Below are 19,406 nucleotides of genomic sequence, written 5' to 3' on the forward strand. Positions count from 1 at the left end.
CTCATTCTCACAAATCGCTCCTTCGGAGAAACACTTTCAAGATGCTACCACATGAAAGCCCGTACCTGGTAGATACGGGCTTTCATGTGTGTACAAAAAGGGTTGCTTTTATAACAGCTGTCTCCTAAATTTTATCTCTCTCCTCAACCGTAGCCAGTAGCTTCTTGACTAAAAGGCCTTACAATATGCTTTCGTCATATTTCTTCCAAGTGAATACTACTACCTATACCTGTAAATAATTGAATTAATAAGGAGAACGCTAAACAAAGTTGAATAAAAAATATATTCGTTCTTTTTTCTGAAGAAATATCTTTGACTTTTTAGAAAACAATAATACACATTGACTTGAACCTTATTTATTTTGCTTTGCTGAAGAATGTTTGTTGGGGTAGCCATCTTGGGTTGGCAACGGAAAATGGACTCCAAGTACTGGCCGCTGCAAACAAGTAAGGCCGCCAAAAAACCTCTTGAGCGGTTTCAATCAAATCGGAGTATTGACCATCTGATTTATGCAAACTTGCCCAAGTATTAGAATAGTAATTCGCTAAGACAAAATCTATAGCTAAAACAGCGTCAAGTGGTGGATGCGCAATACGGGGAGTTTCTAATATTAATTGAGAACCAAACTCATAACTTGGACTACTCCATACTTTCTGCCCACCCATTTGAAAATGGTAGCGTGGATGTACAGCGTTGACGCGTAGACCACTAGTCTTGTAAGCATCTACCAAATCGGGAATAGGGCTTTTTCGTCGAACTGCAATTTCGCGAGGTGGATGGCTGTCCAGATGTAGTGCATTTATTTTTCTTTTATGCCTTTTCGTGTATCCAGTAACGACAATATCGACGTTCAGATCGGAGATTGGGTCTACAAGTGAGTCCTCTTCAGTACATATACCAAAAGCATTTATACTCAATGTTACTTCATAAGATTCAATGGACGGACGAGAATGGCGAACTCCGCTATTTTTAACTAAAATCTTAGGAAACATTAAGTTTGTCACTTCGTATTGCCAAGTATCCTCTTTGCTTCTTTTACAATGACTAGCCGCGGTAGATAAAGTATCAACACTAGTTCGGATTTCAGGCATGGAACGGCCCAGTAGATCTTTAATTCTGAGTAGTTCATTTGCTCGTTCATTTCTAAACGTATCTGCTGTAGCCATTAGCGACGAGTGAATTGCTTTTTTACTCTCTTATATCTAGATTCTTCCAAGGGGTCTAAATTAATATTTCGTTCCTCTGCTATTCCTTCAATAATAGCAAAAAATGAAACATAAAGTGGATCCTGCCAAGCATAAGAGAGAGGACGACTTACAATGAATCCATCTCGCGTATCTAAAGGTTGCTTAGTTGCTTGACAGATAGTCCAAAAGCAAGTGTACTCTGCATTATCAATCGGACGGGCGGCTTGAATATCGTCTACTTCAAAGTGATTTTTCAAGAAGCTAACTCTTTCTTCTGCTGTTACTTCTCTAAGTGGTCCAAGTTTATGGGGAAACGAAGTCCATATTTCGTCAACTAAGGGTTGCCACCAACATGACCATCCCGAGCTAAAGGGCCCTCTATATAAAGCATCAGCAAAGCTAATCTCAAGTAACCGGGAAAAACCGGGAGAGTTTCCCTCATTAATATCAATTCCCAGACGAGCAGCTATAATTTGTTCGTTAATTAATGCACTATTGGGTATCTCGAGTAGTTGCGAGATTAAGAAGCGTGCTTGCTCGTGAGCCGGATTATCTATTGGAGCTTTAGCAAGATAGGTTTCCATCCTAGGGTCAAGCATCCCTGGTTGTTGCTCAACTACTAGTAATTGAGCAGGCCTTTCTATTGATGTTACGCTATTCTCGACGATCCTTTTGTAGCCATCAACTAAGGCAACGAGCTTCTGTGCAGTTACTTTGGCATATGCAGACTCGTCAATGAGCTGTTGTTTGATTACTCGCGCATCGAACAGGTCGTGGCTCGTATCGTCTTTCCAAAAGGCTTTATTAAGCTTATCATGTGTGGACCAAAGAACGATAGGAAAAGATGGAAGTATGCCGTCTGTGGACCGATTTCTGATTTCTTGAGCCAAAGTAGGCGCGTTATATCCAGCCTTAAGCCCAGTATCTCCTGCACTCAAGTCCGCCTTTTCACTTAAACGGAAATCTAGAATAAGACCATGAAAAAACCCATCTTCTATCGTCGACTTCACTTGACGATTTTGAATCTGGTCCATTTGTTCTGTGAACTGTTTAGGTGAACAGAGTTCTATTTCTAAATCAGAATTATGCGCCTTCACTTTTCTGATGTATGCTTCCACTTCTGATGCTGGCTCATCATCTAGATATAGATATTTAATTTTCATTTTCTTCTGATTGGTGTAAAGCAAACTCTACGCGAAAACAAGTTGTATATCCATCTGGAGCTGTTGTCAGGTACACTTCTCCGTTATAAGCGTGAACAATATCTTGGACAATTTTTAGTCCTAGTCCGCTTCCAACAGCCTCATCCTCCAGAGGCTGGCTCCGACTTGCTGGGGAAGCGGTAGTAAAAAATGCGTTGAAGATCCGATCTTGAATATTCTCAGAAATACCATCACCGTTGTCTGCAACTTCCAGATAAACTCGACTATTTTCACTCCCGACCCTGATTAACAATTTTCCACGACCTTTACCTTGAGTACGTGAAATAGCTTTTAGAGAGTTGGAGTAAAAATTAAAGAGCAAAGAATTTATTTCTGACCCATGCATTGGCGGCGTAAATAAATCGTAATCAGTTGGTTCATAATAAATATCCACACCGACGCGATTTGCTGCGGGTCGCATGGCTTCAACGAACCGACGTGCGACTTTTCGTAAATCTAGAGAACTGAGTGTTCTATTCGAATTACCTGATACAGTACGGTCGAAGTAGTTAGCATAATCACGGAACCGTTTTACGTTAGCTGACAATTGTTCAGCAATTGTGTACTCAGGTACTCCCTTCGAAAAGTATGACAAAATATCGTCAGCATTTCCTTGGGCTGCCCCCAGAGTTTGTCGAACCTCATGTGTAAACTCTCCAATGACTAAGCCGAGACTCGCAAGCACTCGGAACATTCCATTTTCTTCTAATAAAAATTCTTCTCTTTCTTTAGCTGAGTCTAGTGCTTTGGCAACAGCAACCCTCACCCGCTCAGCCTTCGCTTTTATATCCTCAACATTCAGATTTTGGGCAGTAGAATTCGAATCGTCACTAATTGGCGCTTCAGTGTGATCCTGCGGACTAGATGTATTATTATTCGATGTTTGGGCAGAGAATTCTTCAGTCGTTATATCAACCTTCAGCGCATTTTCTAAATCGGCAACAGCATCTACTAAATCTTCCTCTTCCGTTTTGGCTGAATGTGTTTCTTCTTCTTCTCGTTGCCAATTAGTCTGACTAGCTTTTTGCTTTTTGCTCCTTGCTTCGGCTACACGGAGTACCGCTGCCGTCAATACACGATAAGCAAAATCACGTAATTCTTCGAAGGCGTCTGTTTCAATCAAGCCTTCTCGACTGGAGCGCTCCTGAAAAAGATCCCCATTCGGGTCATCCAATTCGACGAAGCCAAAAAAATTCACATTTGAGTGTGCAGGCAGAAAGCGCCGAGCTGCATATGAGAAGTCAAGGCCAAGCCAGTCGTTGGCTCTATCTCCATAGGGGGATACTCTAAAACCGTTACGGAACACACGAACCCCCCCCTGCTCTCTACCTAGATCATAAAGTGTTTTGTATAGTGCTCTGGGAACGAAATTAGCTGGTCTCCAAATATAATAATATGCCTTCAGGCTTACATTAGCTAAGTTCGCAAAAGGTTTCTGATTATTTCTATCTGTCCCTATCGGTTCGATCTCTTCATTTATGCCCAAAATTTTTGACTCAATTGACCAAACTCCCTCCCCTTCCTTATTGACATATGCTTCAATAACAGCGACTGCGTTTTCAAAAATTGTTTCGTCTTGACTAGCAATCGTTTTAAGTTGCTCCGAGTCTTTATTCTGTACTATTACATTAAAGCCGGGATCGCCAGCGACCCTAAACGGTTTAGCATTTGCAATTTCATGGGGCTTTTTAAACTTATTTAATTTGAAAGGCTGCAACAATTCAGAACTATAGCGGTACACTCTCAATTGAGCGGTTTCTGTCCATGATTCTCGCAATGCCTCAATAAACAGATCTGTACCCTCTTTTTTTGATTTAGGAACACGCTCGATCTGACTACTTACACTTGCCAGATCAACTCCTGACTGAAAATCATCCCAATTAATAGACAGACGAATTGCATAATCAATGTCAGCTATCTGAGTTGTTAGAGTAAGACGAGTTCCCAATCTTTGCACAGCAAAGCGTCCGATTCCTTTTCGGCCCGCTCTACGACGCTCATATCTGGTAGAGAAATTTTCATTAACCTTTTCATTGGATGAAAGTCGCATAAAGCCATTGACTAGCTGCTCTTGCGTCATACCTACTCCATTATCTGATATCAATAATGTCCCACCGCGACGATTGGTATGCGAAAAAGTTAAGACTACTTCTGTGGCATCTGCATCATAAGAGTTCTTTATAAGTTCGGCGACGGCCGTTTCTTGTTTACCAACTAACTCCTGTCCTAAGCGAGCGATAATACCTGCATCAGCAGAGAATCTTATATTCTTCGAATCTCGACGTAGTATCTCGGCAGTTATTGCTTGTATAGAATCTGAGTCAAGCTGTGTTTGTGCAATAGCCTCAGCTAAAGCCGTTTTCAAATCATCAAGCGAGCGCTCTCTTAAGGGAATAGAATTTTTAAGCATGACGTATACCTGTTCGCATTATTCTCAATCTAGCTAAACCGGTAGACAACAACTGTATATCAGCTGGTGTAAGTAAGGCGTTGTCTAAAAGAAACTGGTCTGCTATTTGGCGAGCCGCATCCGCTTCTCCCTTTCTTAGACAAGCATCCATTTTGTTAAATGCCACTGATGCATCTACATTTTCATCGGGTAACAAAACAGCTAGCCTAGAGGCTTCCGAAGGCTCTAACTTTAAAGACCCTGTACCAAATGTTCGCCCTTCTAATTCAGCAGAAAACAGGCTAAATGTACTCTGTAGGCTTACTGCAACTTGTTTATGAACAGAAACAGGTAAACTTTGCTGAAACCAAACCCTATAGATAGTATTAGTACAGGTTGTTTGTGCTTCATTCAAAATGAGGACAGGTCCTTTTGACCGAACACAGGAAAAAAAAGCATCGGGAACCAGTTTGTCTTCGATTTGATACCAGTATCTTCTTTTTTTAAATGTCCTGTTCAATGGTATGTGATCTTTAGGATAAGTTTCTATATACGACTGAATAGCTTTGTGATGTGCGTTCTTTGTAGATGTTGTTAATAGTAAACATCGTTGTCCGTCTGCTGCTACATCGGCTAAATCAGTTAAGGTGACTCGCAAGCCTTTGCAATGTAAAAAACGGGCTACTATTGGTTGTAAAGCTTCGGAAGGAATATCCAACTCCTTTGCACCATCTGCACTAAGTACGAAAAAGTTATTATCTCCTGTCACAGAGCCAATTTTTATTTTAGCGACTTCACCCAGACGCTTTATTTGTGGGTGATGTTCTAGCGCAGTATATAGCTCAATTGCAATTTGGGGTGCTAGTATACGTGAAGCTTGTTGATCCCATTGTACCCCTACCTCTTGTCCTACCGACCAGTTGTCAATTGTCATAGCCAAATCATCGAGACTCTGAACAGAAGTAAGATGCATATTTCCTTCGGTTGCATCCCGAAACCCTTCGCATAGAAGGATAACGCTACTTTCTTCTGTACCTTCACTTATGAACAGTCTTTGCTCTAGAAGGATGGCAATACTGCGAGTAAACCGCTGGCTGATTATGTGTCTTAGTGTTGGAGAATAATCAGCATACAAGAAGCTACCGGGTAGAATCCATGCCATTCTCCCATTCGTATGCAAAAAATTAAGACTGTGTAATACAAAGTATGCCCACAGACTAGCGTTTCCTTTGAGCGTGCCTTTAGGATCGATTACTTTAGCAGCTCTACGCTGCGCAGGAAGCATATTATGCCAAGATACATAAGGTGGGTTTCCGATTATTGCTCCGACCCCTTCAGCAGGCAAATTATCTTTCGACATAGTTAGATAATCCTTCGCCCGAAAATGCCTTGGATCATAAGGCCCATCTAATAAAGCAACTAAAGCTTTGAAAGCGTTAGGATCGATATCACACCCATAAAGTTGCCGTTCTGGCGCTTCAGCCGCAAGGGCTGTAAGCCTATCTTTAGCTGCTTGCAAAAACCCACACCCCCCGAAACTAGGCTCTAAAACAAGGTCATCTTGACTTCTTATAGCCCATTTTGCTAGCAAACGAGAAGCTAGATCTGGGGTATAGAATACTCCATGTCGCTTTTTGGATGTGACATTTCGCTTACTTGGAGGAATGAAATTCGCTTCATAAGAAGAAGTTTGGCCAAGATGACCGCCCATCGCAATATTTGGCGAATCGTCTTGATTATCAGATAAATCAGAAAATAAATTAGACACCTTATAAAAGATGGTCAAGCATGAAACTCTAGTTAAGTATCTAAAATACAACTACTTGCAAATAGACCTCTATGCAAGATAAGCCAGAAAAACGTAAATAAGTAAATAATCAGAGTTTAGCCACCAATCATCATTCTTAATGAGTAGATACAGTTGAAAGCGTGTAAACGTTAGCAATTTTTGTGCTTATAAAAGAGATTTATTATAGTACACACAAGAGATAGAATATTTCAATACGCGTTTTCCAAAAACGGTCGTTTAAATACACAATTCAGATTTTTACCATCGACGCCAATAAAACGTTCGATTCTGTTACACGAAACTCGTATACGTATTCAAATTACACTTATCTTGTATAACCATGAGTTACGTGTAATTTCTGACTATGAAAATTGGTTACGCCCGAGTGAGTATGCAGGATCAAAACCTAGATCTGCAAAAAGACGCCTTGACCGCTGCCGGATGTGAGCGGATGTTCCTAGAAAAGATGTCCGGCAGTAAGAAGGACCGACCAGAGCTGCGCAAGATGTTCGACCAGCTGCGCCCTGGGGATGTCGTTGTTGTTTGGCGGCTGGATCGGCTTGGTCGATCTACGCGAGACAATATTGATCTAGTACTCGAATTAAAAGAGAAGCAATGCGGGATAATTTTCTTGACTGAAAACATTGATACCACAACAACCGGGGGGATGCTGTTTTTTACAATTTTCTCCGCCCTGGCTGAAGCAGAACGTCAGGGAATTGTCGAACGCACCAAAGCGGGCTTGACCGCTGCCCGCGCCCGTGGCCGCGTCGGTGGACGGCCTAGCGGATTGACAAAGGAAAACCAGGACAAAGCTGAATTAGTCGCCAATCTTTACAAGACCGGCAACTCGATTAATAAGATCAAAAAACTGACCGGTATAAGCAGCAACAAAACTATTTACAAATACCTGCGCTATATGGGCGTAGCCATTAGCCCGGAAGAAAAAGAATTAGCCGCTAATAAGGAACGCCCACCACTGGAGCTAGATGGAAACTATACAAAGAAGAAATAAAAAAAGAGCCGGTTCAATGATCCGGCTCTTTTCGCAATCGCAAAATGAGTAACAACTATCTGTAAACTATACGTTCTGCTCTACCGACTGATATGGCGTATAATCTCCCCGCTTAAACCCTAAAAGGGTATGATTTAAAACCCAATCTTCTTCGTGGTAACCGCCGGACTCCCTAGTTATTTTAACGCACAGCAAATCTTTCGTTTCGTCGGTCCGTATCACGCTAACGATCCCCTTAAACCACTTCGACGTAAATTCGTAACCTGGCGTTAATTGTGCGCTAGTAATTTGAGTAGAAAACATAGTCAATCAAAAAAGAGAATTATTAGAGCAAATACACACATCAAAAACAAAAAAAAGCTCACAAGAAAAACTATAGCGCTCACAGCTTTATTTGCCCCGTAAACAATACGAACTATCAAATAAAGAGTAAAGATTAATTGAAGGCTTGGCCAAATCATAAAACTGATTGGTTAAGCTACTTGCCACTTCCACAAACTTTCAGGATTCTTGATAACGCCGTTTCGTCGTACTTCGACGTGAATGTGATCAGTCACGCCAGTGCTGTATTTTGCGCTAATACCCTGGGCAAACGCAATCAGCTGATTACGCTCTACCCTCGCTCCTACTGCTTCGGCTAGGGTGCAGTAAAACAGTTTACATTCGTAACTGCCATCATCGGACCGGAGTAGTAGCCCTTTCCAACGCGTATCATCAGCGTAGGGTAACGATTCCCGAATGATCGTACCAGAAAAGGGGGCATAAATTGGCTGACCAGGTTCGCAAACGAAGTCCGTCCCCTGGTGGATACGGTTAATCCGACCCGTACCAAAATACCCCGATCCGCCCTTATCCTTTCTGACAATCATCGGATTAAGTATAGGCTCAAAAGGCAATGCAGCGTTCATAACAGTTTGTTGGTTAGAATAAATTAGGGCCGCACCGACGAAAACAGCGCCACCGATCCCGATCCACAACAGCGGATTACTAATGTCAATTTTTGGCTTCATAGCGAATTACATTTGTTCTAATACCCATGAAGCGAAAGCCAACTTTGACCAAAATGTAGCGCGTAAAATATCCGGACTCTTGCGCTTTTTCGTCAATTAATAGTAGCGGTGCCTGTTCATTAAATAGAAAGAATAATTTCTGCCAGCTCAATACGTTGCTAGAATTATTCATTGCCTCACGCAATTCAATACGAGCCCTAAGAGAATCAATCGTTGTAGCACCAAAAAACACAGATAGGGGAAATCTAAATAGCACTTTAACAAAAGACAGGTTAACCGCTTCGACCTTTTCACGAGCTAATACAATATTATTCCTTTTGGAAACCCAACGAATTGTTGGATAACGCAATAGAATTTCCTTTAACTGATCGTATAAATTAAGCGTTGGCTTTTTCATAATCGGGCACGATTTTATCCATAATATATTTTACTACCGAAGGCGATAAAATTCGCTTATTCGGTCGCCAACCTAGATCTATAAGCGCTTTCCAATCATCCCCTGTAATCCAGTCTTGGAACGTAGACACGTCTACCCCGGCCTTTGTAGCCAGGTCGGTCATATAGCAGGATTTATATTTGTAGGCTACACCACTCATAGTTCTATCAATCAGCTGACGTAATATCAATCAGACGAAACGCCAGTTTAGGCTGATCAACCCTTGGATACTCGCGCTTATTTTCTTTTTCTAATTCGTACATGGCCCGTAGAATCTTGTTTGGTACAGGCACTTTAGTTTGTAGCTTTTGATCCGATGTACGGCGCAAAATAATGTATTCGGAGTGGCGGAATAGAAAGGGTGCAGGTTCGGATAACGAGTGCAGATTGAACAGATAATCATTACAAGCATTGCGGCTATTAACGATTAAATTCCGCATCGAAAGGGGCAAATTCCCAACGGCGTAGGTCGTCGCATCTTCAAATACCACGAAACTATTCCGAATGTATTGATCGACCAGTTCAAAGAACTTTATTACATCTTCTTCTCCCGAAATCCGGCATTTGAACAGGGGAATTTTTTGCCGGTTAGCCAGGGCATTGAACTTGGGCAGATCATCCAACTCAATGTCTATAAAATCGTCATACTCTGACTGACGGCCTTTATCTAGTACCAGCACGGGTTTAGCCTGCTTCTGATACATTTCGACAATCATGTTCAGCGTTCCCTGCGTTTTACCCGTTTTTTTTGCCCCGATATGCAGGAAAATTGACGACGTTCGGCGCTTCGTTCCCTGGTCGGGAATGACGATTTTTTGCGGCATGACTACAGCGTTGACGCGGACAGGTGAGTAAATTTGGAAATCAATAGCTGCGTCATCTGGGGGCCTGCCTTGGCGATGGCAATCTCAAAAAGTACCTCATGGATAGAGCTATCTTTGAGCATCTTACGCTTGTTCTTCTTTTCGATCTCGGCCTTGATCGCTCGTTTAAGCAGTAGCCGATGACCCTCACTCAGTTTAGCGTCGCTCTGTTCCTCAGATATGGCCTTGGTGAACGCTTCCCAACGCCGACTAGCAGCGTGGTACGGGTGGTTCGGATCATTGATATAGTCCGGCGCATGATCAAGAGCCCGAGTCTCAGCTTCGAATTTTTTAATCAGCTCCTTATCGCCTTCTTTTAGTGATTGCGTAGCGATGTATCGATTCAAAAAATCGAATAGCATGGACAAAATAGCGCACCACATTTCGGCCTTTGCTTCGGCCTTTGTTTCAATCTCAGCCGCCGACAAGGGTATGTATTCTTCCTCGATTTCAACGGGCTCGTCGGGCGCATCCGCCTGCGCAGAATTGCCGCCAAAAATACTTCTCAGGCTTAACGGCGGGGCGGCTTCCACCAGTGGCATTACCGGCTCGACCAACTTAGGGGCTTCGGTTAGTAGCTCCGTCATGGCCGATCCGGAACGGTTGTTGACCAGGCTTTCTAATGCTGCGCTATTCATTGATTATTGTTGAGAGGTGGACGGGGTACCTTCGGCTTCAAAAAACCGTTTCAGAATTGGCAGCATTAGGCGACGACGTTCCGGGGATTGCGCGACCTGGTTCAGTACGATTTCTGCCATCGGCCGGGCATACTCGGCCATTTCGGGCCAATTAACCTGGATGTCTTTGCCCTTACTCATAGTCGTTGCACCCATTTTTAGGGCACCGGTTAACATTCCGGCGAACATGGAATCTCGAAACGACTTAGGCATAATCGTTTCTTTATTGTCGATTACAAACCGGCACAAACTGCCTAAATCGTACTCTTCAATGTGTACTCCAGCTTCGTCCACAAACCCCGATTCAGTGAAGAGTTTAAAGAAATTATCACTGAAGTGTTCCCAGTTCTGACGCGCATCTATTCCAGCGTTCCAATGCGCTAAAAATGTAGCTATATCCGGATAGTAAGCGGGGTGTATCGTTCGAATCGCTTCAATACTAGATACCGCACTCGGGTCTATCGTTTCGTTATTTATAACGTCGTCGTTTACTTCTGCTAAAAGCAATAGCTTAGCCATAAGAGAAAAATTAATTGGGTAAAACGTCTTGAACACGAACCTGAAAAAACCACAAGAAATAAGCGCTATTCGTCCAGCTGAGCCGCTGGGCTTCGTCGCACAGTTCTTTAATTATTTTATTGAGTTCGGGGAAAAATACTTGGTAGGAAGTAAGCACTTTATTTGATTGTGAATAGTGCTGCATGAGCTGATTGTATTGCTCCACCAGGCGGTTATATTTTTCTATATCAGCCGCGTCTGGTACTGGCGTTGGCGCTGCCACGGCGGGCATGGTCGGTTTATCCTGGGCAGGAATAAACTGGGGAGTTATAGGCTGATTACTTGCGATTACAGGTTGATTTATTCTCGCTAATAGTGCCGCGTTTTTCTGCTGTTCCTGGTACAATTCCTGTTGTAGCTGCTGATTTTTGGCTACTTCATTTTGGTACAGTGCTTGATAGCTGTTTTGCTGACTGGCCGCATTTAAGTAGGCTTCGTGATGAGTTAAAACCTCAATACCGTAGGCGTGGGTAGTAATGTGCTCATGGGGTGGCAACGCTGCATTTATATTCAGTACAGCCCGCTCCAATGATTGCATGACCGAAACCGGTAGTTTGAAGGTCTTACCAACTACTTCCTCTTTGACGGTTTGAGCCCCGTCAGCGGCCGATTGATCGGGGGCGGTAATACCTGGTTTACCGGGATTTTCTTCGGGTAATACCTGGTTTACCGCAGGGGCCTGCACAGCCTGGTAAACCTGGTTTTGTGGTATACCATCGTCGGTAATACCTGGTTTACCGGCTTCTGGTAATACCTCATCTTGGGTCGGTAAACCGTGGTAAACCGGCTGTAAACCGTGGTTTACCGGGGGCGGTAATACCTGGTTTACCGCCGTTTCGGTATTACCTGGTTTACCTGACTGAAGGTAGGGCGTATAGGGCGTTGGGACGGGAAGTGCCAACGGCTGAGCTGAAGGCGGGGGCGGGGGCGGTAATACCTCGGTGGTCATGCGGAAAACGTCTTTCTCCGAAGTTAAGCCCACCAAAAATGAACGTATTAATTAGTGCTATTCTGTACGCATTTGTATGTATTTATACGCTATTTTAGTAGCCTAATTTAACAGCCAGGCTTATACCTAATTTGTACTTGACCAATCCGTTACATGAACGAAAACAGCGTAGTAGTTGCAAAGGGATGTCTTTCTGCCAAGGACATTCAAAAGATCACCGGATTTCAAAAAGCCAAGGCGCAACGTCTTTTTCGGACACTACGCGAAGCAAAACGTCGTCAGCTGGATAGAGACTTTCCAGATCGGGCGATTAAAGAGCCTTACGTATTTCCAGAAGATGTAGCCGCTAACATGGGCATGACCGTTCCGGCTGTTGAACGGCGATTAGTTTAAACACGAAAAAGCCCCCAATCCTGCTCGAACAGAATTGAGGGCGTGATATTTTTAAAGCTCTTTGTAAAACTACTATTCTTCTTTTTTGATTCCTATTCGTCCTAATACGTTGTCACAATAATTCTGAAACCGTTCTATACCGTTACTCCCCCAAAATATCCCTCGAATAAAGCCTAAATTGTAGGCAACAATTCCAGTTATTATTACAGTGATCCATCACATAGCTCTAACAACATTTATCTGGGTATTTTTTACAAAACCATTTATTGTACTCCCTAATTAGTTTGGCACTTCGTTGCGCATTGAGTAACCAAACTTTATGTTGGCGTTCTAGTAGTACTTCGATTTCACTATCATCAGCTTTACGATTCCGTAAATCAATAATCCGCCTACGGAGTAGCCAAAATTCCAGACTTAACGGATGGGAGAACATTGGCTTTTCCATTGCTGATAATGTTTACTTATAAAAACTGCTAGAATATTCTGACCTACTTAGATCTGTCAGGGTATTACCCAGCTGGCAATTCCGAATTTTCTTCGGGCGGCGTTACTATTTGTTGATATTGTTTACCCCCACATTTAGGGCACATAGTATCCCATAGTACGGACGTTTGACTACGTTTTTTAAATAGCCTATCGCTAACAGTATGAACGTGACGGCAACGGGTGCATTTGATCTGAGACATAGGAGAAACTTGGTTGGCTTTTTCTAATTCGATCTGGAGTAACAGCGCCGGATAATTAGCATTGATCATATCCTCGATGCTGGCATACATCGGTACTGAACAGGTCAGTGATTCCATATAGCCAGGCTTTATATCATTGGTAATGATGGCTAACCGTGTGCTAATGCTGGGAATATCTCGCTCACGTTGATTGATCAGGAAACCACGACACACCGAACCGTCATTTTTATGACAGCCGTATACCTTTCCCATGTAGTCCTGGTCGTACTCCAGTAATTTCCTAAACTCCGCCCGATCCCAGTGTTGTAGCGGTGAATCGGTACGATACGGACAGTTTTTGCAGGGGGATGTACAATTGAATTTCATGCTGTGGCGGTTGTGATTTCGGCCTTTTGTATCTCGTTTAGGACGGCAGTTGGGATGATTTTAGGTCGCCATTCGTTGGAACCCGGCTTATACTGGTGGTGATACCAACAGAGCATAACCATTATACCCGTACCTCCTTCCCCGCAGCTGCTCCACCCCCGCCCTTATACCATTGCTGGTATGAATGATCCCGTTGCTGCCTTGTGTAGTCCCGCTTGGCCCGAAAGTCAACCCAGTAGGATAGCTGCTTTCTTTGTTCTGGTGTGAGTTTCAGCATTTGATTACAGCTATTGATTTTCGGTTCTCTTGCGTAATTCGTTTTCGTTAATTCTACGGTTAAACGCATCCCGGCAACTCCCCCACAACACCGGGTATGGGCATGGCTTCTCTGGGTGCTTTTCTCGGAATATCGCTTCATTGAAACCCCAAATCGTTACGGGGTTAAGCTCGTATATGTCGATCAAGTACCATCTATCGACTATGTGAGGACACTCCGGTAAATGGGGAGAGTATACCAGTGCCTCCTGAGTTTGCGCGTTGATTGCCTGAACGTACAGAGTACTCCCTCCACTGATTACATACAATCGAGTAGGATCGTAAGAATCATTGGGTTTAAACGTTGTTTCTAGGTTAAACCCCAATACCATGTTCTGCTGGGTAAGAACACCGGCTACCGGTTTGAAATGATGATTTTCCCACCACTGCCGCCCGCTTTTACTTTGTTGGCGAAGGTCCCAGGGCGTGAATAAATTCAACATACTGGGCAATTGAACCAGTTGCTTTTTCATGTCCTTAATGGAAAGAATTGATCAATAAGAGTCGTCTAGTTTGACCAGACCGTAATTGACAAGGATCTGGAAAATTTGCGTTCGGGCCTGCTGCTGCCAGGCATCGAGGTGTACAGTGCGCATCCAATCGAACAGAGCCAATGCTACCGGCTGACTGAATTTGACCGCATAGAGCTTTTTATAGTCCCGTTTGCGGTTCAACAGGGCGTTGAATTGTCGGTCAGCATCTTTGTGTAGGTAGTCGAGCAGAACGATTGATTGTAGTTCAAAGCAGTCGAACCGGTTAAGCCTGGCGTGAGCATCGAGCAGTTTATAGACACTAGCGTACTGATCGAAGCTCAGCCGGACGACTATATACGGGGCGTAGTGCATCCTATTAGCGGTAGCGGCCAGGGTGGAAGTATTGAATCATTTTCCGGTAGTAGTCCTCGATACGATTCTTAGGATGACCATCGCGGGTGAGTTTGGCTACATAATCGTGTAGCGCATCTTCGCTCTTAAACTTACGCTCCAGATCAAAAGCCTCCTTCATGGGTGCCTGCTTCGATGAATCTGGAATAACGGCCATTCCGTCAGGCATTGGTGAATTATTGCCAGTAGGAAAGAGTTCGCTTGTACCGTAATCGTATACTACCGGATTGTACAGGTCTTTAAGATATTTCATTAGCCATCCTTCGGTGACAATGAGCGGTTCCGGCACAAAACGCCGGTCATAGAGCGTCATTAGCTTTTTACTTTCGCTATCGTCGTCGCTGATGTTGCGGAAAATGGTGATACTGTAGCCGTCTTTTAAGTATCCCTTTCTGACCAACCGACCAATGCAATCCTTCAGCAACTCCTGCTTATTTGGCTTCTCAGGCTGACCAAGTGGCTTGCTGTGCCCCCCTAATTTGGATAAGCGAGGGCGAGTAATTTTCCAGGAGTAGGTAGATCCAGCTCGTTCGAACTTGCCGAAGTTTTGAATAAATGTACTGGTATTGCCATCTGCGGGGCCGTTGGCAACAGGCTGCGAATTTTGATCAAAAACCGGCTGGGGCTGAACGACTTGATTTAGTACACCGGCGATTGTAGTTAGACCATTTTGGGGGGCTTCCATAACAAAATTTTCTTTGGGGTTTGTGGGGCTTATTAGGCGCTCAATGCGCCGATGTGAGGGACTTTTTGCGCTAACCGTGCCGGGACTCGTTTCGATTTTTTTCGCGCACTGTACAATTGTACAAATGTGAACAGTGTACATTCTGTAGCACATTGAACATACTTTACTTGCTCTTGGAAGAAGGGTATGCACTACGTGCCTTTACAGTACAGTAAAACCGTGCTGTAAAAACCGTCGCCTTTAGCAACGGACAATAGAATACTAATCAGCCAAATTTTGGGGGCTGTGCCAGGCGTTGCGGATGTTGCGCGGACAAACGTTTCGCCGTTAGGTCGATATAGCTCGGCAGGCTACGTAGGAATGTATCTGTATGTTTTCATGTGTGTTACTTTTTAATTAAGCGACAAAAAACCGCTCCAGGGACGTTTGGGCTCTCTGTCCCCACCAGTGGCAGGAACGAGAAGCCAACAAACCCAAAATTTTGTTATGCTTGTCTCTCTTCACAGAGAGCTTAAACGCCCCTGGTGGCGGTGGTGACGTAAGCAGGATTCGAACCTGCATCCTCCGGCCTAGACCGGCGCTCGACCGTTGAGCTGCTGCATCAAAAAAAGGATCAGAGAAAGGCTACATTGAAGCCCTTCAGCTGATCCTTGATCTTGTTGGTTTTGTCGTCGGTAAGCGGCTGTTCTAGCCGCTCTATAGCATCTTCACCCTCGGCTAATACTTGCTGTACGTCATAAATCGCACTCAACTTCAGTTCGCCCGTGGTCCAGTCCAGCGATAACCAACGTCGGCAATCACTGATTGAACTATCGTCGCTTCCAACCACGATAGTGGTATCGATCTGATCGGGTTGATACCCAAAATTGAGCGCAAATAGCTGGCACAACTCATCAAAGGTGAGGTTGCGTAGCGAACGGGTAGGCGATGTCATTTCTGTACGATGGTTAACGGTCAGGATGGTTAAGAACACCGGGGCCAAACGTCCCCGGTATTAGTGCCCTTCCTCTTTTTAAGCCTCTAAAGCTCTGCTGCGGGGGGAGGATTCGAACCTCCACCATCGGGCCAGAACTCACCACCGGTCTAGTGGTGCCCTTTGCCGTACCCATTCCGCATACCCTCCGTCTTTCCAGAGTTGTCCAAGGGTCTATTACCCCTCCTGTATCCGAGTGCCAATCCATTACTGGAACTATCCCGGCTTTGCCATCCTGACCAGCTGGACGGCGGCAAATATCTTTGGGCTGGCCACTGGTGGGGAGTTTAGGCAGGGTGGGCGAATATCCCCCACCCTGCACCGCTTCTATCCACACCAATTCAAGACGACGCCCGGAGGCATCAAATCTTGATGTTCAACCTTCCCTTTGTAAAGGATCATTAGGCCAATCGGCGCAGTATCTTTAGGTGGACCAATCGACGTAGCGTTGGTGGTGATAGCGCTACGTACGGGTTGATCGTCGGATTTGATCGATATAATTGATAACTAAGGCCATCGAACTCGGCATCAAGCCTGCACCGCTCAGCCAGGTATCGAGCCCGAAGCGAACCGAAGCGGAATACCATCAGCATTGCCTTATTCGCGGCAAGTTTCAGAATCAGTTCCGACCGGCGTTCTTCTAGCTGGAGTCGGGCAATAATTCTGGCGTCAATGGGTTGATTTTGCATGGATATGGTTGATTTAATTGGTTGCGTGGATTAGCTACGTAGATCACTACATAGTATCATATCAGCGACCTGCTTCCGTAAACGAGCTAGTTCATTACTTACCCAGATCGTGTTCGAAACAGACAGTTGAGATTTGCTTCGCTCCTGACACCAAACCAAGTGGTACAGCAGCTTTTTAAGTTTGACGTAGGAAGGCATACAACAGTCGATGCAACCAGGTCACCCTAGTGGCGTTTTTTCGTTGGGTGTGGTAGTAATTCATGTACAGACTCTATTTGATCCACCCGCCGACTGTCATTAGTGTGTAGCCGCAGCATTAACCCAGCAAGCGCTACGGCCAGCAAAACAAAGCTCCAGTACAACAGGGCATACACCAGCTTTATTTGCTCCAGATCATTCATGGTAGTAAAGGCCATTGATCCGGTCGATTTGCGACCATTCTCTTCTGGTGAGATATGGTTTTTGGCGTTCAATCCGACAACGAATGGGCGGATTGATTAGTAGTAAGACGAGTACCCCCAGCGCCGTTATCATAATGGAAAGGCTTCCGGGCTCTCCGCCCGGCACATTAGTTCGTACTGATCTGCTGTAAACGAATCTTTGTAATCAAATCCATGCTGAACCACTTGACGCACAGCAAAGCCAATTGCAAGCAAAACGAGTAAGGGTGTGAACATTTTCGAAAGGCGGTAAAGGCTAGCTGCAAATATTAAGGGAGTACGGATTCTGTTGTTTGTGGGCTTATCGTGTCTTTGATAATAGAAGGTACGGGTATACCACCGGCATGAAATATTGACTCTATGTCAATTCCTGGAATCGAAGAGACTACTAGAAGCATAACATTTAACCGCTTCTTACATAGCTCTTTAGGCTCCACATTAAGGACATTTCGTTTGAAATGATCGATCTCATTCATCCGAGCTAATTCGGCGTTAAAAGCGCTCCACTGCTCAGGGTGAGTTTCTTTCAATTTGTCGTAATAATGCCGGATCTTTTCCATAGCTTTTTTTATACCATACACTCGAAACCGTTGCGCGTTACAAAAATCGTTTCTTTATTTACAGCGGTTTTGGTAACGCTTTCTGTTACAATATTAGCGATACATAGAAACCAAATCCAAATATTTCGCTAACAACTGGTGAATATTTTTGCAGTAGTGACATAAGTGTTTGACTATGAACTAGTTTGTCATGCAAAAATTTTCACCAAAAATGAGCGACTTTAGGCTATCTACACGTAAACGGGGGTAAGTGTATGATCTAATCGTAGCTAATCCCACCGGTTAAACCTTGGCAGACGGTATGAACCATTATCCAGACAAGTGAAACTATGACAACGATAAATCAAAGGATTGGCACCCTTATAAAGTCATTGAACATGACTAATAATTCATTCGCTAAGAGTATCAATAAATCGTCATCGACGATTAATTATATAGTCGAGGGAAAGACTAAACCAGGATACGAGCTGCTTGAAGGTATCGTAACAACCTACCCAGCTGTAAACGCTGAATGGTTGATGAAGGGTGAGGGCGATATGATGAAGCAGGCAGGTAGCTTGCCATCCCCCGAAAAACCAGATAAGTACCTGGTCGAACACCTTGGTAGCTTAGAAAGCAATTTTGCGCGGCTAGTGAATCAGCTGGAATCAAAAGATAACCAGATCGCGGGCCTGCAACGGGTTGTGGATGCGCTATTGCCGGGAAAGCATAATGGTATGCCCTATATGGGCCGGGTACGACCACTCTGGGGAGAAAATGAACTCGATGCACAGCTTCAGGCTGGAGTCATTTAGTTTTTTTTTACCCAGCGTTGTCGCACTTGGGGCGTACCAGTCGCTAAATCAGCGATAAAGGCTTAATTACCAAGGTTTTAATTTCTACTGTAGTAACCCTACGAGTGCACTTGATTATCAGCCATTTACGACGTAAAATCGTAAATGGCTTTTTTTTTGCATACGAATTTGCATACAAGGCGATTTATTTCTGTTTGAGTATCTAATCAGTAGTAACACTATTATTATCTAACCAATCATTAGCTAGTATTCTGATATCCAATAAACTATCTTTCCATAGAAGACTGAAATCCTCTTTATTGACTAAGACTCAATCTCTAGGATGTTTAACTTAAAAGGAATTTATAGTAAGAGTAACTCATGTAAACATGGTATACCTATCGTACTACCTATTTACACTCCCCATGCAGTCACACTCTTCCCTTCAGTGTATATGACTAACAATTAGCCACTTCAAAACCACACTCATTTTTTCTTGAAACTCTATGTAAGAATTCGCTTTTAACCACTACAAATTATTGTAGATTTGGAAAAGGCAGAGCCATT

At 43.9% G+C, this 19,406-nt stretch carries 22 protein-coding genes; 4 read left to right on the forward strand and 18 right to left on the reverse strand.

The window, feature by feature from the left end; genetic code table 11:
- Positions 1-356: 356 nt before the first annotated feature.
- Genes ACYVAD_RS19700 through ACYVAD_RS19715 form a run of 4 tightly spaced genes read right to left on the reverse strand, consistent with a single transcriptional unit; the run spans position 357 to position 6,564 of the window.
- On the reverse strand, positions 357-1,166 hold the full coding sequence (locus tag ACYVAD_RS19700; RefSeq protein ID WP_461141244.1) for a hypothetical protein: 810 nt from the start codon (positions 1,164-1,166) through the stop codon (positions 357-359).
- Positions 1,166-2,350: a hypothetical protein gene (locus tag ACYVAD_RS19705; RefSeq protein ID WP_461141245.1), complete on the reverse strand. Its 1,185-nt coding sequence runs from the start codon at positions 2,348-2,350 to the stop codon at positions 1,166-1,168. The genes ACYVAD_RS19700 and ACYVAD_RS19705 overlap by 1 nt, the downstream gene beginning before the upstream one ends.
- Positions 2,340-4,799, reverse strand: a complete 2,460-nt coding sequence (locus tag ACYVAD_RS19710) for a sensor histidine kinase (RefSeq protein ID WP_461141246.1) — start codon at positions 4,797-4,799, stop codon at positions 2,340-2,342. The genes ACYVAD_RS19705 and ACYVAD_RS19710 overlap by 11 nt, the downstream gene beginning before the upstream one ends.
- Positions 4,792-6,564, reverse strand: a complete 1,773-nt coding sequence (locus ACYVAD_RS19715; protein WP_461141247.1) for an N-6 DNA methylase — start codon at positions 6,562-6,564, stop codon at positions 4,792-4,794. Before ACYVAD_RS19715 ends, ACYVAD_RS19710 begins: the two co-directional genes overlap by 8 nt.
- A 367-nt stretch (positions 6,565-6,931) precedes the next feature.
- On the opposite strand from ACYVAD_RS19715, the gene ACYVAD_RS19720 reads away from it, so the two are divergent.
- On the forward strand, positions 6,932-7,582 hold the full coding sequence (locus tag ACYVAD_RS19720) for a recombinase family protein (protein ID WP_461141248.1): 651 nt from the start codon (positions 6,932-6,934) through the stop codon (positions 7,580-7,582).
- Between the two features lie 473 nt (positions 7,583-8,055).
- Here ACYVAD_RS19720 and ACYVAD_RS19725 read toward each other — a convergent pair whose 3' ends face one another.
- The 6 genes from ACYVAD_RS19725 to ACYVAD_RS19750 all read right to left on the reverse strand — a co-directional run bounded on the left by ACYVAD_RS19725 (position 8,056) and on the right by ACYVAD_RS19750 (position 12,111).
- Positions 8,056-8,490, reverse strand: a complete 435-nt coding sequence (locus ACYVAD_RS19725; protein WP_461141249.1) for a M23 family metallopeptidase — start codon at positions 8,488-8,490, stop codon at positions 8,056-8,058.
- Between the two features lie 85 nt (positions 8,491-8,575).
- The gene (locus tag ACYVAD_RS19730) at positions 8,576-8,989 is read right to left on the reverse strand and encodes a hypothetical protein (RefSeq protein WP_461141250.1); all 414 of its coding nucleotides are present in this window, start codon (positions 8,987-8,989) and stop codon (positions 8,576-8,578) included.
- Between the two features lie 206 nt (positions 8,990-9,195).
- Positions 9,196-9,852: a hypothetical protein gene (locus ACYVAD_RS19735; RefSeq protein ID WP_461141251.1), complete on the reverse strand. Its 657-nt coding sequence runs from the start codon at positions 9,850-9,852 to the stop codon at positions 9,196-9,198.
- A gap of 2 nt (positions 9,853-9,854) precedes the next feature.
- Positions 9,855-10,529: a hypothetical protein gene (locus ACYVAD_RS19740; protein WP_461141252.1), complete on the reverse strand. Its 675-nt coding sequence runs from the start codon at positions 10,527-10,529 to the stop codon at positions 9,855-9,857.
- 3 nt (positions 10,530-10,532) lie between these two features.
- The gene (locus ACYVAD_RS19745; protein WP_461141253.1) at positions 10,533-11,087 is read right to left on the reverse strand and encodes a hypothetical protein; all 555 of its coding nucleotides are present in this window, start codon (positions 11,085-11,087) and stop codon (positions 10,533-10,535) included.
- Positions 11,088-11,097: 10 nt separating this feature from the next.
- Positions 11,098-12,111: a hypothetical protein gene (locus ACYVAD_RS19750; protein WP_461141254.1), complete on the reverse strand. Its 1,014-nt coding sequence runs from the start codon at positions 12,109-12,111 to the stop codon at positions 11,098-11,100.
- A gap of 117 nt (positions 12,112-12,228) precedes the next feature.
- On the opposite strand from ACYVAD_RS19750, the gene ACYVAD_RS19755 reads away from it, so the two are divergent.
- The gene (locus ACYVAD_RS19755; protein ID WP_461141255.1) at positions 12,229-12,468 is read left to right on the forward strand and encodes a hypothetical protein; all 240 of its coding nucleotides are present in this window, start codon (positions 12,229-12,231) and stop codon (positions 12,466-12,468) included.
- Positions 12,469-12,977: 509 nt separating this feature from the next.
- On the opposite strand, the gene ACYVAD_RS19760 is transcribed toward ACYVAD_RS19755, so the two are convergent.
- From ACYVAD_RS19760 to ACYVAD_RS19785, 6 genes are all read right to left on the reverse strand, one after another.
- Positions 12,978-13,520 carry a DUF6283 family protein gene (locus ACYVAD_RS19760; protein WP_461141256.1) on the reverse strand — a complete coding sequence of 181 codons (543 nt, stop codon included), beginning with the start codon at positions 13,518-13,520 and terminating at the stop codon, positions 12,978-12,980.
- 121 nt (positions 13,521-13,641) lie between these two features.
- The gene (locus ACYVAD_RS19765) at positions 13,642-13,797 is read right to left on the reverse strand and encodes a hypothetical protein (RefSeq protein WP_461141257.1); all 156 of its coding nucleotides are present in this window, start codon (positions 13,795-13,797) and stop codon (positions 13,642-13,644) included.
- 10 nt (positions 13,798-13,807) lie between these two features.
- A complete protein-coding gene (locus tag ACYVAD_RS19770) occupies positions 13,808-14,308 on the reverse strand; it encodes a hypothetical protein (protein WP_461141258.1) in 501 nt (166 codons plus the stop codon).
- A 21-nt stretch (positions 14,309-14,329) separates the two neighbouring features.
- The gene (locus ACYVAD_RS19775) at positions 14,330-14,680 is read right to left on the reverse strand and encodes a hypothetical protein (protein WP_461141259.1); all 351 of its coding nucleotides are present in this window, start codon (positions 14,678-14,680) and stop codon (positions 14,330-14,332) included.
- Positions 14,681-14,684: 4 nt separating this feature from the next.
- Positions 14,685-15,404: a hypothetical protein gene (locus ACYVAD_RS19780; protein ID WP_461141260.1), complete on the reverse strand. Its 720-nt coding sequence runs from the start codon at positions 15,402-15,404 to the stop codon at positions 14,685-14,687.
- A 613-nt stretch (positions 15,405-16,017) separates the two neighbouring features.
- Positions 16,018-16,338, reverse strand: a complete 321-nt coding sequence (locus ACYVAD_RS19785) for a hypothetical protein (RefSeq protein WP_461141261.1) — start codon at positions 16,336-16,338, stop codon at positions 16,018-16,020.
- A gap of 235 nt (positions 16,339-16,573) precedes the next feature.
- Between ACYVAD_RS19785 and ACYVAD_RS19790 the strand changes: the two genes are divergently transcribed.
- Positions 16,574-16,750, forward strand: coding sequence for a hypothetical protein (locus ACYVAD_RS19790; RefSeq protein ID WP_461141262.1), 177 nt, complete (start codon positions 16,574-16,576; stop codon positions 16,748-16,750).
- 28 nt (positions 16,751-16,778) lie between these two features.
- Here the strand turns inward: ACYVAD_RS19790 and ACYVAD_RS19795 are convergent, their stop codons facing one another.
- Both ACYVAD_RS19795 and ACYVAD_RS19800 read right to left on the reverse strand, forming a co-directional pair.
- Positions 16,779-17,066, reverse strand: a complete 288-nt coding sequence (locus ACYVAD_RS19795) for a hypothetical protein (protein WP_461141263.1) — start codon at positions 17,064-17,066, stop codon at positions 16,779-16,781.
- A 224-nt stretch (positions 17,067-17,290) separates the two neighbouring features.
- Entirely contained in the window at positions 17,291-17,482 is a 192-nt protein-coding gene (locus ACYVAD_RS19800) for a hypothetical protein (RefSeq protein ID WP_461141264.1), read from the reverse strand.
- Between the two features lie 961 nt (positions 17,483-18,443).
- On the opposite strand from ACYVAD_RS19800, the gene ACYVAD_RS19805 reads away from it, so the two are divergent.
- Positions 18,444-18,860, forward strand: a complete 417-nt coding sequence (locus ACYVAD_RS19805; protein WP_461141265.1) for a hypothetical protein — start codon at positions 18,444-18,446, stop codon at positions 18,858-18,860.
- Positions 18,861-19,406: the final 546 nt, after the last annotated feature.

The sequence above is a fragment of the Spirosoma pomorum genome, from assembly GCF_054776615.1.